General features: G+C 71.6%; 6 protein-coding genes. All 6 read right to left on the bottom strand.

Translation table 11 applies throughout. The features are described from left to right. Window positions 1-80: 80 nt before the first annotated feature. Window positions 81-13,034 carry a filamentous hemagglutinin family protein gene (locus AC07SQ_RS00910; RefSeq protein ID WP_495271332.1) on the bottom strand — a complete coding sequence of 4,318 codons (12,954 nt, stop codon included), beginning with the start codon at window positions 13,032-13,034 and terminating at the stop codon, window positions 81-83. Then, the gene (locus tag AC07SQ_RS00905; RefSeq protein ID WP_495271333.1) at window positions 13,025-13,366 is read right to left on the bottom strand and encodes a FecR/PupR family sigma factor regulator; all 342 of its coding nucleotides are present in this window, start codon (window positions 13,364-13,366) and stop codon (window positions 13,025-13,027) included. Before AC07SQ_RS00905 ends, AC07SQ_RS00910 begins: the two co-directional genes overlap by 10 nt. Window positions 13,367-13,434: 68 nt before the next feature. After that, window positions 13,435-14,427 (bottom strand): FecR family protein, encoded by a 993-nt coding sequence (locus AC07SQ_RS00900; RefSeq protein ID WP_495271334.1) that lies wholly within the window; start codon window positions 14,425-14,427, stop codon window positions 13,435-13,437. Window positions 14,428-14,438: 11 nt separating this feature from the next. Continuing rightward, complete coding sequence (locus tag AC07SQ_RS00895) at window positions 14,439-14,987, bottom strand: RNA polymerase sigma factor (protein ID WP_492741095.1); 549 nt, start codon at window positions 14,985-14,987, stop codon at window positions 14,439-14,441. Continuing rightward, complete coding sequence (locus AC07SQ_RS00890; RefSeq protein ID WP_495271335.1) at window positions 14,984-15,709, bottom strand: STN domain-containing protein; 726 nt, start codon at window positions 15,707-15,709, stop codon at window positions 14,984-14,986. Before AC07SQ_RS00890 ends, AC07SQ_RS00895 begins: the two co-directional genes overlap by 4 nt. Window positions 15,710-15,941: 232 nt before the next feature. Continuing rightward, entirely contained in the window at window positions 15,942-17,165 is a 1,224-nt protein-coding gene (locus tag AC07SQ_RS00885; protein WP_495271336.1) for a substrate-binding domain-containing protein, read from the bottom strand. Window positions 17,166-17,280 lie beyond the last annotated feature (115 nt).

Raw genomic sequence — 17,280 nt, 5'->3', positions numbered from 1 at the left:
TGGCGGCAACGGCCAGGCCTGGGACAACAAGGGAAGGAACACGGGCGCCCGTCGTGCGGGGCGCGGGCTCGACGGGTCGTTCAGCGTTGCAGGTTGGCGCGCTCCTCGTCCGTCAGTTGCCGGCTCATCGCCGGCGGCAGGCTGCCGCCGCCGCCAAGCACGCGGATCACGCTGCGCGGGTTGTAGGTTGCGGCGGTGGTGGTCGCCTTGGCGCTGTCGACTGGCGCCTGCGCGCCGTTGCCGGCACCCCCGCTCGCAGGCTCGTTGCCGAAGCCCAGCACGCGCACGGTGAACACCGACGGCAGCGCCTGGCGCGCCGCCGCGCGTTCGCGCTGCATCGCGTCCTGCGCCGCCATGCCGGCCTGCGCGGCGGCGGCGCTGGCGTTGGTCAGCGCGCCCACGTTCACCGAGGCCACCACCGGCAGCCCGGCCGATTCGCCCTTGACCTGGATGTTGGCCGCGTTCACCACCTGCAACGCGGCCACGTTGACGTTGCCCGACACGCGGATGCCCGCCTCGCCCGCGTCGATGGTGCCCAGCGGCGCGATCAGGTCGACGTCGCCCGGCGGCACTTCGGCGATGGGCGCCAGCGTCGCGAAGCCCGCGCCCGAGCTCGGGGCCTGCGGCGACACCTCGACGTTGCCGACGTTGTCGTACACGCGCTTGGGCGGCGTGAACACCACCGTGGTCTTGGCGCCGCGCCCGGCGTTGATGTCGCCCTTCTCCGACCACGCGAGGATGTCGCCGCCGAAGGTGGTCATGATGCGCGACAGCCCGAGCAGCAGGCTGCCCTCGCTGAAGAAGCGGATGTTGCCCTGCCCCTGCGTCAGCACGCCCGAGGTGGCCGGCGGCACCGCGCCCTGCACGCCCAGGATGATGCTGCCGCCCGGCGCGAGCATGTCGATGTCGCCGCCGAACTGCGTGCGCACGCCCGAGCCGCCGAACATGGTGATGTCGCCGTCGAGCGCCGCGCGCATCGGGAACAGCGCGGCGATCATCTCGCGCCCGCGCAGGTAGCTGCCCTGGCGCGGACCGTCCGCGTCGTTGTACTCGCGCCCGCCTTCGCGCAGCTCGGCGTAGTACACCTCGCGCAGGAAGATGCGCTGCTGCGCCGGGGCCAGTGCGTCGAAGTACGCGAGCGCCTGCGCGGTGGTGCCGGCGTCGAAGCCGTAGCGCGCCTTCAGCCAGGCGGCCAGTTCGGCCTCGTAGGTCTTCGCGGCCTTGCCCGGCTGCTGCGCCAGCGGCGTGCCGGTTTCGGCGCGGTTCGACGGGTCGAGGTAGCGCGCGCGAATCGGCGCCATGTCCAGCCCCTGCGTCGCCGCCTGCGCGCCCACGCCGGCCATGAGCGCCACCGACGCGCCGGGCCGCGTGTCGCCAGGCACGATGGGACCGATCGAGGTGATGCCGCCGCGGTCTTCCTGCCGCAGGTGCCGGCCCGCCGAGACTTCGAGCGTGCCGGGGCCGGCGATGTCGACGTTGGCATAGAGGATGTCGCGGCCGGCGGAGATCACCGAGACGTCGGTGGGGCGCTGGTGGACGATGAGGTTGCCGCGCGAACGCATGTTCGGGAGCTCGGTCGGAACCTCCCCCCAGAACGCGCCCGGCGCATCGCCAGTGTTGACGATGTCCCGGCCGGCCTTGATCCAGACCGGGCCGGCGGCCTGGTACCAGGTCGCGCTGCCGTCGGGCAGGGTCAGGGTTGCGCCAGTGCGCAGGCCGACAATGTCACCGCTGGCCGCATAGAAGCGAACGGGCGGTGCTGCCACGTCGCGGGCCAGCGGCTGCGCTGCCGTGTTCGGGCCGAAGGCAAACAGCGAAGTCCTGTTGAATCCCCCAGTGAGCATCGTCGGACTCATGGGCGAGACGTTGGAGACACGAATTTCGCGGATGAACTGGTCTTCGAAAAGTCCAACGAATGCGGGATTGAACGGCGTCGGCAGCGGCGTGCCGGTGCCCGACATGCCCATGCCGAGTTGGCCCGCGTAGATCGAACCGCCCGACAGCATCTCGAATTCGCCGCGTGCGGAAGGCGCCAGGGTCAGCCCGTAGCTCAGTGCCACGGGGTAGTACCGTGCTTGCGGCAGCGCCGCATAGCCGGCGTAGATGTTCCCCGTCAACGCGGCGGCGTGAAAGATGCCCGGATAGACGATCCATGCGTCCGGCGAGGTGGTCTTCAGTGTCGAGTCGGCGCTGTCCCGGCGTGCCATCACGGGCGTCAGGTGCCCACCCGCCGACAGCAAGTCGATCGCGCTGCGGTCGCTCCACAGGCTGAACCAGCCCTGCCCGCCTCCGTCGTAGCCGGTGCCGCCGAGGCGGAAGGGCGAGTTGTTGGGCGTGGGCACGCGCCCGGGGTCGGCCGCGGCGCCGAGCACCAGGTCGCCGCGCGTGCTCAGGCGCATCGTCGCGTCGCCCGGCAGCAGGTTGATGCCGCCGCGCGCATCGGCAAAGGTCGGGTTGAAGGGGTCGATGGCGCGCGTGTCGATCGGGTCGCTCAGGTTGAAGTTGCTCGACAGGTACTGCAGGCCCAGGCTGCCGATCGACGCCGCGCGCACGTCAGTGCTGCCGCGCAGGTTGGCGATGGCGCCGGTGAGCACGAGGTTCTCCGCGCCCCCGTTGAGCGCGCGGTGCGGGTTCAGGGCGCCGGCCACGCGTATGTCGATGTCGCCGCCGCCTGTGAGGGTCAGGGCACCATCCGCGCCGACGCGGCCGGTGCTCGCCACGGCGAGCACGAGCCCGCCGCTGCTGGGTCTGTCCTGCGAGTTCACCAGTGGCTGCGGCGTGCGCGGTGCGATGGCCCCTGCATCTCCAGCGACACGCACGCTCAGGTTGCCGCCGCCCAGCGTGCCGAAACCGGTGAAGCCGGCCAGCGTCGGCGGTGTGAACGTGCCAGGCGTGGCGATGCCGCCGATGTAGGCGCCGAAGTTGATCCACCATGCGCTCGGGATCGGGCTGTCGATGCCCGCCGTGCCCGAGCCTTGCCGCCAGAGCCAGTTGCCGGCCAGCACGCTCGAGCGTTCATCGGAGACGATGTGGCCCACGAGGTCGCCACCTGCCGCGATCAGCAGGTTGCCGCCCTGGTCGGGGTACCACGCACGGTAGGCCGAGAGCGCGCCGTTGTAGTCGGTCAGCGGCGACTGCGGCCCCAGCAGGCCGTCGGTGCCGCTGCCGCGCGGGCGGTTGTGGCCCGCCTCGGTCGCGGTGGCCGTGCCCGCCGTGTACACGCCGAAGGGCGAACGCATCCGCAGGTCGCCCGCGGCCAGCAACTCCAGGTCGCCGGTGCCGGTGCGCAGCACGCTGAAGGCGGCTGTAGTGCCCGGCGATCCGATCGCGACCGGATCGCCGCCACCGCCGGGCATGCATTGCTCTGCACTGACGTCGCACCAGAAAAGTTCATCGGGTGATACCGGTGTGCCGGGTGGATGGCCGAACCAGTTGCCCGGCGCCCAGACCATGCCACCGGGCGTTTCGACCCTGAACTTCAGCACGCTGTGCGCATCGGCCAGCTGCAGCGCCGCGCGCGAATCCGGCCGCGTTGCCCGGCGGTCGGCCGCGCCGAGGTCGGCGCCCGCCACCAGCTGCAGGTCCCACGAAGTGGCGCCGTCGCCGAGCATCGGGGCGATCGCCCAGTTGCGCCCCTGCACACTGCCGTCGCCCAGGGGCCGCAGCTGCACCGGCGTGTTGCCGGGCAGTTCCAGCGAGGTGTTCGACGGAATCAGCGCACCGCGCGCGAGTTGCAGCGGGCCGGCCATGGTCATCTCTACCGGCAGCTCCACGCCCTTGGGCCAGGTGAGTGCGCCCACCGAGGCCGCCGTGCGCAGCGCGGTGCCGGCGCTCAGCCGCGTCTGGGGCGGCAGCGTCACGGCGGTCGCCAGCACCGCGCCGGCGGCATGGGCCAGGGAACCGTCGGGGCCGTAGATGTTGGCCGCGACCACGGTGCCGGCCGGCAGGCTCCACGGCGCTTGCAGCACCGCATCCACGGGCAGCACCGTGCCGGCGGGCAGCGTGGTGGGGTTCACGGCCACGCTGTAGTTGAGGGTGGCGCCCGCGGGGAAGCGGGTGCCGGTGTCGAGCGTCACGCCGTCGATGGGCACGACGACGTCGCCGCCGGCGTAACGCCCTTCGCCGAGCATCCAGCCCACGTCGTCCGGCGTGGCCGGCGGTGGCGCGAAGCCGTCGTTGATGCTGCCGTGCACGTTGAGTGCGCCGGCCGCGCGGATCACCAGCTTGCCGGGCTCGCCGAAGCCGCGCCGCGCCGGATCGCTGCGATCGGCCGAGGGGCCGTAGCGGTAGCCCGAGAGGTCGAGGTCGCCGTCCACCGTGAGGTCGCCGTTCGGGTTGTTGATCCGGTCGCTCACGATCTCCACGCCCGGGCGCAGGTGGTAGCTGCCCAGGCCTGCGAGGCGCGCCGACAGCGAGGCGTTGCCCAGCGCCTTGTTGATGAAGTCGACGCTGTGGCGGTCGATCTCGATGAGGAAATCCTGCGTGATCAGTTGCGGCCGGTGGCCCGTCACGTCGGGCGTCGTGGCCAGCGGCGCGTCGTCGTAGGTGCGGAAGGCATTCACCGCGATGGTCTTCGCGCCCGCAATGGCGGGCGTGCCCTCGACCGCCACGGCCACGTCGTCCGCGCCGATGCGTGGTGCATTGAGGTCGAGCGTGCCGCGCGCGCGGCCATCGTTCTGCCCGGCGCGGGTGCCCATGGCCACGTCGGTGCCGGCGCGCAGGTCGATGCGTGCGCCGCTGCCCAGCGTGAGCGTGCCGTCGCGGCTCGTGAGGTCGATCACGGCGCGGTTCGGGCTGTCGATGATGCGGCCCGCGCTGTCCACGCGCAGGCCCGTGCCGTGTGCGTCCAGCGTGCCGTTCACGCGCAGGTCGCCCGCGGCGGCGAGCCGGATGGTGCCGACCTGCACGCCGCTCGCGTCGATGCGTCCGTCCACGCGCAGGCTGCCGCCGTCGAGCGCAATGGCCACCTCGCGCGCCTTCACCCCGTCGCCCACCACGAGGTCGCCCTGCTTGATCTGGAAGCGCCGCGCACCGAACACGCCGCCTTCGTTGAGCCGCTGGTTCAGGCCCGCGAAGTCGGACAGGGTCCGGGCGCGCACGGTCAGCTCGCCCGCGTCGTAGGGCACCAGCGTGCCACCCGCGTCGTAGCTGCCGCTGGTGGCGCCGCGCAGCGCGCCGTCGAGCGCGACATGGCCGGCACCCTCGCCCAGCGCCACGGCCTCGATCGTGCCGCCGCGCTGCCGGTGCGCCGACACATCGATGAGGCCGCCCGCCGCCTGCGTGATGTGGCCGGCCGCGCTGGTCATCAGCAGCTCGCCGCCGGCGCTGTCTTTCACCACGTCGAACAGCGTCACGGTGCGGCCCGACAGGTCGATGCGCGAGGCCGCGCCGAGCGTGATGTTGTCCGTCGCCGCCAGCACCAGCCGGCCGGAGGGCAGCACGATGCTGCCCTCCAGCCCGACGCGCTTCCCCCTGAGTTCCAGTGTCGCGCCCAGCGCGTCGCTCGTGCCGGGCGCCACGCCCTCGGGCACGGCCACGGTGATGTCGCCGCCCGCGGTGATGCGCATCGTCGAGGCCGCCTGCCCCGTGAGCACCGGCGCCACCACCGCGAGGTTGCCGCCTTCGTAGGCATAGCCCTCGCCCGGCGTGTAGGCGCCCTGGCGCTGGTGCACCGCGAGCGTGCCGCGACCGCTCGAAGTGACGCGTTCGCTGGCGTTCAGCTTCACGTCGGCAAAGCCCAGCGCCAGGCGCGCATCGGTCGCCTGGCCGCTGGGCTGTGCATACGGGCCGTGGCCCAGCACGATGGTGCGGGCGCCGATGTCGAGCGTGCCCGCACCCAGCAGGTCGGCCATGGCCGCACCGGGCACGGCGCTGGAGCCGGACCAGACGAACTCGCCCGCACGGATCGCGGCCACGTCGCCTGCCCCGCCGTAGCCGTGGATCGCCGGCGTGCCGAACACCAGCCGGTCGAGGCCGCTGGCGTCGAGCTTCACGGCGCCGAAAATGTTCACGGCGTCGCGCGCGTTGAGGATCAGGGTCTCCAGCGCCGGCGCGCCGATGGCGGTGTTGCCCGCCAGCAGGCGGTCCAGCCGTGCCTGGTTCAGCGCCAGGCCCAGCGGCAGGCGGCCGTTGGCGCCTGCGGTGGCAATGGCGGCGTCCTCGCCGAGGTTGACCGCCGCGACTGCGAGCGACAGGTTGCGCGTGCCGTAGGACACGTTGTCGGCCAGCGTCAGCGCACCGTTCGTGGCGATGGCCAGCGTGCCCTCGGACACCAGCTGCGTGGTGCCGCTGCATGAGGCCGTCACGCACTGGCCGACATGGAGGCCGACGGAATACGGCACATCGGCCGGCGGCGTACCCAATTGCAGGTTCAACCAGCCGTTCGACAGCGCCAGCACCGACATGCCCGTGAACACATAGCCCGCGCTCGAATCGAAACCCGAGGCCTTCTGGCCCAGGGTGTTGAGCGAGGCGCCTTCCTCGATGACGATCTGCTGTTCACCCACGAAGCCAGGGCTGCTCGCCAGCACGATGTCGCCCGCCGACAGGCGCGCGCCGCTGCGCACCACCAGGCTGCCATCGCCGCCGATCGTGGCCAGTCGTCCTTTCTGGCCGTACTCGACGAAGATGCCGCCATTGAGCACCAACCGTGGTGCATGCAGCTTGCTGAGTTCGTCGGCCCGCACCGACGAACCGGCCAGGTCGGTGGCGGCCGTCTGCCCCGCCGCCAGCACCTCGCCCAGGCCGCGCACGTTCACGGTGCCGCCGAAGCCGTCGGTGCCGGGCGCCGCATCCAGGCGCACCTGGCCGTCGAAGGTAAAGCCCAGGCGGTTCGTGTCGCTGTCGGTGGGCTTGGCCAGGAAGACGTCCAGCGTCTTCGCGTCGACCGTGAGCATGCCGCGCGCAAAACCCTGGCGCGCCGCGTCCGCGCGCATGAACGTGTTGTAGTCGGTCTCGCGGTAGCTCGAATGCGCACGCACCTGCGTGCCCGGCGTGAGCACCAGGCGGTTCGGCAGCGTCTCGCGGATCGCGGTGTGGGCCACGCCCAGGTAGCCGGGCGCGACATACGAGCCGTTGCCCACGCCGGTCACGCCCGACAGGCCGATGCGGTCGCCCGCGCCGATCTCCACGCGGAAGGCACCGGGCAGCAACGCATAGGTCGAGGGCATCAGCGTGTAGGTGCCGGCCGGCAGGCCCGGTACGCCGGCCGGAAGGGTGACCTGCTGCCCCACCGCCGGTGCGCCGAAGCCCGCCTCGGGCGCCACCGGCGCATAGCGGGCCGCGCTGCCGGGCACGATGGCGTACACGCCGCTGCGGCGGTCGCTGTAGGCGTTGAAGGGGTTCGCGTTCGCGAGCGGCGTGGCCAGCACGTCGACCGAGCCGCCCCGGCCGGTGGTGAAGCCGGCGCCCGACAGCGTGCCGCCACCCGACAGGTCGAGCAGCGAACCGGCCTGCGCGTCGACATGGCGGGCGTTGAAGCCGATGCCGCGCCGGACGGCCGCAGAGCCTTCCATTCCGCCCGCGCCGACCGGCGTCACGGCCTGTCCGCCGTAGCGATAACTCAGGCCGTCGACCGTGCCGCCATAGGGCATCTGCAGTCCCGCACCGCTCACCGAGGTTTCGCTGCCCGCCAGCAGCGTCACCCGCTCAGCCACCTCGCCTGTGAAGCTGGAGCCCAGTTGAAGGCGTCCCAGCGGGGCACGCAGGATGCCCCCCTGCTCGATGGTCTCGGCGCCGAGCCGCAGGCTGCCGAACGCCGAGTACGGCGTCGCGACCTCGCCGTCACCGTGGCGGCGGATCGCCAGCACGCTGCCCTCGGCGTAGCGCGGCGTCTCGCCGGAAGCCGGGTCCCGTGGCATCACGCCTGCCAGGATCCGGGCACTGGCATCCGTGGCCGGGTACACCTGCGCGGCGGTCAATGCCAGGTTGCCGGCGGTTGCCAGCTCCGTCGTGATGTCGGTGAGCCCCTCGCTCCCCATGCCGCCCAGAAGACGGATGTCGCCGCGGCTCGTGAGTTCGACGGCTGCGAATCCGCGCCGGTCCATCGCGTAGTTCGAGGTGCGCAACTCGACTGTCGCTCGTGCACCGAAGCCAACGCGGTCGCGCACGTCGATCAGGTCGCCGGCGACCGCGAAGGTGCCGTCGGGCACCTGCGTGGACGGCCCTTGCGCCCAGCCGGCCTCGGGCATGGTCGAGTCATCGGGGACCTTCGGCCTGCGCACCCCCGCCAGCCGGACATAAGGCGCACTCAGCGACACCGAAGACCCTGCCGCCGCTGCGTCGCTGTGCGCGTACGAAGCCGCGTACAGGCGCAGGCTCTGTCCCAGGTTCAGTGCGACGTTGCCATCGAAGCTCAACGGACCATGAACCAGCAGCGAGAGGTTGTCGAAGCCTCCGGCCTCGATGCGATCGACACCGATCCGGCCCGTGCCCGTGCGCAGGAGTTGTCGTGCGTCGAAGCGCGAAGTCGCCGCCACGAGCGGGCTGTCGCCCTGCGTCTGGGCCAGCACCATTTCGCGATGACGCAGGAGTTCGCCTGTCGTGAGCACGGTCGGGTAGATCGCCGACTCGAGCGCCAGTGCCAGCGTGCCGCCCGCGGCGCCCGTCCCCCCGGCGGCCGCGCGCAGCGTGCCGTCCAGGTAGAGGCCCTGGCTCGACGAGAGGACGATGGTGCCGCCGTTGCTCGCCACCGGCACCGGCGAGGTCATGCCGCGCGGCCCGCCCGCGCCCGGATCGAGGTCGGCACGCGTGCCCGACGCATCGAGCAGCGCGCCCGGGCGAATGACGACGAAGGCTTCGGGCGCCTGGGTCAGCCCGGTCTGCTCCCAATCGAATGCGCCACCGATGCGGATCGTGCCGCCGTCGGGCACTTGCCCGTAGGCCCGCCCGAAGTTGTCGTAGGCCACCGCGGCCCGCGCCGAGGCGTCGAGCACGGCGCGCTCGCCGATCCACACCAGCCCGGGTTGGCCCGGACTGCCCGCCTGCCCACTGCCGGGCAATCCGCTGCCCTCCACGCTGATGGTGCCGCCCGGCGCGCGCAGCAGGCCGTCGACCGTGATCTCCCGGCCGCGCAGGCCGATGGACTGACCCGCATCGACCGTGATCTCCGCACCCGGGCGCACATCGACCGGCGCCCGCGACACCGTGGCCACGCCGTTGTCCACGAGCGCCTGCAACTGCAGGCTCGCGCCGCCGCGCTGCGTGAGCACGCCGCGCACCGGGTCTTCGGTCCACAGCGGCGGCATCCACAACGCGAGTGCGCGCTCGGGCTCGCTGCCGCCTGCGACGGTCTTCGCATCGGGCGCAAAGCGGTAGACCGGCATGCGCACATCGAGCTTCGCGCCATCGGCCACGACCAGCCCGAGGTGTCCGTTGATGTCGTAGCGCGAGAAGCCTGACCGGAGGATGCCGCTGTCGATGCCGATCTGCGCGAGGGCCGTGACGGGCCGGTTGAACACGGTGCCGGCCGCCACCCGGGTGCCGCTCGCAATGGTGAAGTCGGCAGGGGCTACCTGGCCTGCGTGGACAGTCGTCGGTTGGGCCGTGATGCTCAACCCGTTCGGGAAGACCGCAGCGGGAACGACGAAAGAGATAGGAAACTCCTCGACGCTGGACATCCACACGATCCTCGCACCCGCAGGCACCGTGACAGGCTCCTGGCCTTCGTCCGTGCCCCAGGAGCGAAAGGTCGTCGACGCGCCATTCACGATGGCCGTGATCGCATAACTGCCTCGCGTACTCTTCGGACGAGGCAACGTCCAATCCGCTGCGATGGTGACGGCTTTCTCGCCATCATCGAAGAACGGCGACGATCCCAGCGTTTCTCCCGGAAGCGCCCGTGTGCGCTGGTAGTGGTAATCAACCGGCAGGATGCTGCCCGCCTTCACCTGGTAGTCCTCCAGCAGGATCAGGTCGGTGGCCGCGCGCTCGCCGAGCGCTTCGCCGCCGATCACCACCCCCGTGCCCGACGCCATCCGCAAGGTGCCGCCACCGCTCACGCCGTAGCCCCGGATGTCGCCATCCGCATGCAGCAGGCCGTGGGTCGCCACCGAGGTGTTGCTGTCCGCCAGCAGGTCCACATCGCCGCCGCGCCCACCGCGGGTCTTGCCGTTGGCCAGCACCGCGCCGCCCGACGACACATCGATCAGTGAACCCGCAGCCAGGTCGATCGCGCCCGTGGTGCGGATGCGCACCGCGCCGCCGTCGAGGTACGGCAGGCCGCTGCTGCCCGACGGGTCCATCTGCAGGTTGCTCCACAGCCCGCGCGCATCGAGCGTCACGCCGGGCGCGACGCGCACGCCGATGGTCTCGGGCAGCGTGCCCTCGGCCAGCGGCAGGTTGACGTCGCCCGGTCCCCCGACGTTGCTGGCGCTGCGTACCACGTTGCCCAGCATGATCTGGCCGCCGCGCGCCGTCAGGTCGCCGCGCACCGCCACCGTCGTCGCGTGCAGCGCGATGCGCCCGCCCGGTGCCACACCCAGCGCGCCGTCCACCACGACCTCCTTGCCGGCCACGGCCACGAGCGCGCCCAGGCCGAAGCCGCTGAGCTGCCGGCTGTCCAGGCGCAGCGCCTCCTTGTCGGCGGCGGGCAGCGGGTCGCCGGCCCCGAGCCTGGCCGTGTCGGCGCCCGCCGCACCGTCTGCGAACACGATGCGATCGAGCGTCGGCACCAGCTGGCGAAAGATGCCCACCACACCCTTCGCGGGGTCGTCGTTGAAGCCGACGATCTGGTCGTTGCCGAGCGTGAGCTGGCCCGCGCGGGCCGCCGCAGCGTGCGACTGCGCGTAGCCGTCTAGTGCCGCGTCACTCTTCGTGCCCTGCCCCGGCCCCTGGTAGGCGGTGGCCGTGATGTCGCCGCGCAGCACCGCCGCGCCCGTCGCCACTTCGAGGCGGCCCGCGTCGCGGCCCACCGTGTAGCCGTTCTCGAGCCGCTGCTGCGGGCCGATCAGCGGGTTGTAGAAGTAGCCCGTGGTCTTGTCGCCCCAGCGCTTGTGTTCGTCTTCGAAGCCCTTGTAGACGCCGGTGTAGACGATGTCGGCCGGCGCGCTCGACGCCTCGTACAGCCGCCCGTCGCGGCCCTTGAGCCAGCTCTGGCGGATGACGCCGGTCTGCACGTCCAGCGTGCCGCCCGAGAGGTTGATGTTCGATCCCGCCTGCGTCACCACCTCGGCGCCCGTGAAGACCACGTGGCCGCCCTGCGCCGCCCATTCGCCGATGCCGTGGCCCTGCAGGCCCAGGTAGCCGCCCACCTCCAGCAGGCCGCCCGCCGTGTACCAGCGCTCGCCGTCGTAGCCGCCGGTGCCTGCCGCCACACGCGTGAGCTTGCGCCGGTCGATCCACACGTTGCTGTTGTTGAGCATCGTGGTGTCGCGGTTGACCGGTGCGTCGCGCTGCTCGTTGCCCTGGATGTTGATCTCGACGTTGTTCGAGGCCATGGCCACGCGCACGCCCACAGCGCCCGATACGTCGAGCCGCGCACCGTCGGCCACGGTGCTGCGCCCGCCCTGGCGGCCCGCGCTCACCGCGATCTGCCCACCGGTGGCGAGCGTGGTCGACGCGCCTTCGAACAGCACGCCGCCGCCCGAGACGATCTCGATGCGCGACAGGTCGCGCCGGTCGTTGAGCAGCGAGAGGTTGTCGAACGCGCCCAATGCAGCGCCCCGGCGCAGCACGTCCTGCCTGGCCGACTCGTTGATGAGTGCGCTGCGCTGGCTGTCGAGCGCCGTGCGGCCGTCCTGCGTGTCGAGCAGCACCGCGTTCAGCGCGCGCCCGGTGACGGTGACGCTGCTCTTCGCATCGGCGGCCGACGCCAGCAGATGGATCGTGCCGCGCGTGTCGACCGTGGTCGTGGCCAGCGCCACGCCGTCCTGCACCACCTTGCGCCCGGCCAGCGTGATGTCGCCCTCGGGCGCACGCAGCAGGCCGGTGTTGCTCACCTGCCCCGCTGTGCTGTCGGGCAGGAACTGCGGCGCCACCTCGTTGCCGCGCGTGGTCGAGAAGGTGTTCTCGGCCGTGCCCTGGCCCGGGCGCACGATGAAGAAGTCGCCCGCCGCAAGCTGCGCCTGCCCGCGCGGCGTGGTGACGGTGCCGGCGTTGTGCACCTCCTTGCCCATCAGCAGCACGTAGCCGCCGCCCTGCGTCACCGAGGCCGGTGTGCGCGTGGTGAGCTGCGCGCCCGCCTCGACCTTTATCGCGCCCTGCGCATCGGTGAAGCTCGGCGCATAGCCTTCGCCGGCGCGCGTGCTGTGGATGCCGCGTGCCTTGAACTGGTCGTCGCTGATGTGCGCGGCGGCCGCCACGAGGTTGCGCGTGTCGGTCTGGCTGGTGCCGCTGAACACCACGCCGTTGCGGTTGGCGATGAGCACCGTGCCGTCGGCCTTGATCTGGCCCTGGATCTGCGAGGGCCGTGCCTTCGGGTCGTTCACGCGGTTGAGCGCGGCCCAGTCGGCCTGCTGGCGGAACTCGACCGTGGTGTTGCGACCGACGTTGAAGGTCTCCCAGTTCAGCACCGCGCGGTCGCCGGTCTGCTGGATCGCCACGTGCGTGCGACCGTCGGCCGACGGCGTCTGTTCGGGTCTGTTGGCGTTGTGCCAGCCGGCCGTGAGGCTGTTGGTGTCGACCGCGAGCCCGCCTTCGGTGAGACCGTCGGGCACCGACGACGGCGTGTTGCGCGCGGCCTCGCGCGCCGCCGCCTGCGCGGCCTGTTGCGCCGCGATGGCCTGTGCCGCGAGGTTCAGGTTGCTGATCGAACGCTGCAGCTGCGCGTTCGCCTGCTGCTGTTGCAGCCCCGGGTTCGTGAGGCTCGACGCCGGCATGCCGTTCGGCAGGCGCCCGCTCTGGACGGCGCCGGCCTGCGCCGCGCCCTTGTCGGCGAACCAGGCGGGGCTGAAGGCCTGCCGTGCCTGGGCCACGCCCAGCGCACCCGCGGTGGCCAGTGCCACGGCCAGCGCACGCGCCAGCGGCGTGAGGCGCAGCTCGCCCTCGGTCGAAACGGCGCGTCGGCGCGAAGAATGGGCGTGCGGATTCAGGACCATGATGAGCGGGAGCGGAACGGCGCGAAGGGAGAAACGGCGGGATCGAACGCCGCCCGGGAACCCGGACGGCGCGCGGACACATGGATGTCGTTCGCCGCGCGGGCGATCGACGGGAATCGAGGGGCAGGCAACGGCCGCGCCTGGCAGGCCGCGGGCAACAGCAACTGCCACAGCGCGAAGGCCTCGCGCCAGGCCCGCGCATGCGCCGCGCTGCGTGCACACCAGCCCGCAAGCGCTTGTGCCTCGGCCTCGCTGCCATGCAGGCGGTTCAGGCGCACGACCCAGGCCAGCGCTTCGTCGCTCAGGCGGGTGTCATGAGGCGTCGGTTGCATACCCCATGACGAGCCTGCACGATGCAACCCGTAAACTTTTTGCAGGTTGCTCGCGGTGTGTCAGAAATTCAGCTCAGCAGCACGATGCCGCCCGGCAGGCTGCGCAACTTCGCGCCGTACAGCTCGCGGATCATCGCCAGCGCGTTGTCGATGCTGCGCAGCGACAACTGCATGCGCACCGCCACGCGGCCCAGCGCCTCGTTGCGCAGGATGATCCGGCCCGGCCGGTAGCGGTTGATCTCCGCGATGACCTCGGCCAGCGGCGTGCCGTCGAACGACAGCACACCCGTGCCCCAGGTGCTCACGTTCGCCAGGTCGGCGCGCACCACCTCGTGCAGCCCGCTGGGGTCGTACACCACCTGCCGGCCCGCCTCGACCGAACGCTGCTGCCCGTTCACCGACACCAGCACGCGGCCGTCGAGACAGGTCACGCAGACCTCGGGCCCGGTGTGGCGGATGTTGAAGCGCGCACCGCGCGCCTGCAGCCGGCCGCCACCGGCTTCGACGAACAGCTCGGCCTCGCCGGCGGTCGCGATCTCGGCTTCGCCGGCGACCAGTGCCAATCCGCGCGCGCCCTGCAGGCGGTTGATCTGCGTCTGCGTGTTCATGCGCACACTGACGCCCTCGCCCAGCGCCACCTGCCGCTGCTCGCCGGTCGCGGTGCTGTAGTCGGCCGTCAGCTCGCCGACCGATGGCCACAGGCCCAGCGGCGGATCGACCGCGAGCACGCCCGCGGTCACCGAGGCCGCGACCGCACCGCCAAGGAAAGCACGGCGCCCCGGCGAATGCAGCGCGTTCGACAGCGCCGGCCAGAAGCGGTAGGCCCGCGTGCGTGAGCGTGCGGCTTCGGCCTGTCGTGCTGCTTCTTCGGCCAGCAGCGGATCGAGCGCGGACCACACGCGCATCAGCTCGCGCCAGGCCTGCGCGTGGGCGGCACTCAACGCGGCCCATTGCTTGAACGCATCAGCATCGGCGCGCGTGGCCTGGCCCGAATGCAGGCGTGCCCACCAGGCCCGCGCCTGGCGCTCCAGCTGGCCGGTTTCGGTATCGGGGGAAGACATGGCGCTCATCATCAGTTGTGTCTCGGCCCGGCAAAGTGGCCGCGCTGCACCGCGTCCACGTCCGGCAAATGCTTCTTGCAGTAGTCCAGCGCCGCGCGCAGCTCTTTCTCGACGGTGCTCAGCGACACCTCGAAGCGTAGCGCGATCTCGCTGTTGAGCAGCCCCTCGACCCGCGCGGCCACGAGGATCTCGCGGCGCCGCACCGGCATGCGCGCCAGCACGTCACTCAGCGCCTGCACGTCGCTGCGCGCGCTGGCGATGCGCTCGGGGTCGCTCGTTTCGTCCACGAGGTGAACGAGCGCATCGATCTCGCCGCGCACCAGCAGCACGCTGTCGCGGCGGTAACCGTCGGTCGCGATGTTGGCGGCCATGCGCAGCAGGTAGGCGTCGGCGTTGTGCACCGTGCCCGCGTCGCCCATGGCCGCGAGCCGCAGCCAGGTTTCCTGCATGGCGTCGGCCGCATCGTCGCGCGAACCGACGATGCGTTCGAGCTTGCCGCGCAGCTCGACATAGCGCGCGACCATGCGCGCGCGCAGCGTGGAGGCCAGGCTTTCACTCATGGCGCCACCGGCGGCGTGCAGTCGGTGCGCGCGCCCGGCCCTTCCGGCAACAGCAACACCACGAGCGGTTGCGGCAGCGACGGCGGCGGTGGCGCGCCGACCGACAGCCTCTGCACCTTGAGCCGCACCGCGGCGTCGCGGTCGGGTTCTCCGGTGGTGCTCAGCAGGCGAAAGCGGTCCACCGCGCCGCGCGCGTCCAGGTGCAGCTGCAGCGCGAGGCGGTAGCTGCCCGGCCGCGTCTGCGTGGTATCGCACAGGGCACCACGCAAGGCGTGCTGGACCTGTGCGGCATAGGCTTGATGCAAGACATCCCCTTCGTTGAAACCCGACCCCTCCAGGCCCGCCGCTTCCGGCGACAGGCCCGCCTCCTTCGGCCCTGCGGCGGCCTCGCGGATCACCACCGAGCCCGCGTTCGCATGGCGCGCCTCCATGCCCGTGCCGGCCAGCATCGCGTCGAGCGCCTCGGCCGCGCTCAGCCTGCCGCGCACCGCGCCCGACCGCCGCTGCGCATGCTCGCCGTCGATCAGGATGTCCAGGCCGGTCATCCGGCTGTAGACATCGAGCGCATCGCCCAGCCGCTGCGGTGCGATGTCGAACGCCCGGCGTGCCGCCGATGCCGCCTTGGCGGCTGGCTCGGGTGGCTGCTGCGCCTGCACGCCCACGCCCCAGGCCAGGCACCCGATCAGTGCCAGGGCACGGACCGATGCCGCGTTCGCTCTCATACCGGTGGGACGCACAGGCTCCTGGGTGACTTCGTTCTTCCGCGCCCTCGGGACTGCGGAAGGCCGTGGTCACGGTAGTGATCGACGGTGACGCACGCATGACATTCATTCGTTCTGCTCCGCCGCGAACAGCGAAGAGGCCCCGGGAGCGGCCGCGCCGAAGCGCAGCCTCTCCACGGGGCCCCGGGTCGGTGAACGGGCAAGGCCCGCTCAGGCCGGACCGATCAGCAACTTACGGGCGGCCCTTGCCGTTGCAGACGCTGGCGTAGCCGATGCTCAGCGAGCTGGAAGCGTTCAGGAAGTTGGCGGCGATGACGGCCTTCCAGTTGTTGTTGGCGGCCGGCGGCGTGCCCGGCGACGTGCCGTTCGGGAGCACCACGAAGTTGTGCGAGTTGGGGCCGGTTTCGATCTTGGCGTCGTAGGTCGTGCCGGTCAGGCCCGTCAGCAGGTTCTTGACCTTGGTCTGGATCGCGGCGTCCTTGTAGCACTGGTTCAACAGCAGGTTGGTGGTGCCGAAGATCGGGTACTCGGTGCCGGCGGCCGGCATCACGTAGGCAGGCACCCAGCTCAGCGGGTTGGCCGCCGGGCCGTTCGGAAGCACCTGCTTGGCGAGCGCATTGCGGATCGAGCTGGCGACCGGCAGCACGTTGTTGATCTTCGCGACGACCGCGTTGCTCGCGCCCGTGTAGTTCGGCTCGGGGCTGAGGTAGCCCACGCGGCCGTCGGTACCGAAGGCGCCCGACACGCCGCTGCTGCCGGCAACGCCGACCCAGTGCGTGGGGATGACGTTGGCCGGCGAGAGCGCACCGCCCACCACCGTGGCGAAGTTGTTCGACACCGTGAAGCCGGCGCCCGGGCAAGCGGCCACGAGGTAGCGGCTCAGCAGCTCGGTGGTGCCGCTGTTGTCGGTGCGGTAGACCACCTTCACGGTCGTCGTGTCGGCCGTGCCGCGCACCTGGCCCCAGGTCTGGCCGCCGGTCTTGTTGCTGAAGACGGCGCACATCTTGGCGTCGGTCAGGTTCAGGTCGGCGATGCCGGCGCGCTTGTAGGGGATGAGCACCGAGGTGGCCACGGCGGGCACCTGGATCATCGGGCCCCAGCCGGTGGCACCGGCGGCGTTGGCGGTATAGGTGTTGAACTCCGCCTGGGTCAGCGCGGAATCGCTGCCTGCGAAGTGCACCGACTGACCGGCGGCCCAGGCCGGTGTGCCACTCACGGACTCGTTGCGGAAGGCGGTCGCGCTGTTGCTGACGAAGCCCGTCTTGCCGGCGCCGCTGCCGGTGCCGGTGTAGCTGAAGTCGGTGAAGCCGACGCCGCTGGGCAGGATGTCGTCATAGAGCACTTCGGGCAGGGTCGCACCACCGCCGACGGCGATCTGGGCGGAAGCGGCGCCGGCGGCCACGAGGGCCGCCATCATCACGGCCGACAGGGCGACCGACTTGAACTTTGCACGCATGGAAACTCCTTTGAAGGGACCAGAAAATTTGACTCGTGTCGCCTGTGCAGCGACAGGATCGATGGTGCGTTCGCGAGGTGACAGCCACCCGAAAAAAGCTCGGGAACACGCACCC

Source organism: Variovorax sp. GW821-FHT06D12 (assembly GCF_059419205.1).
The sequence above is the reverse complement of the archived record's forward strand: the minus strand, read 5'-3'. Positions and strand labels throughout refer to the sequence as shown.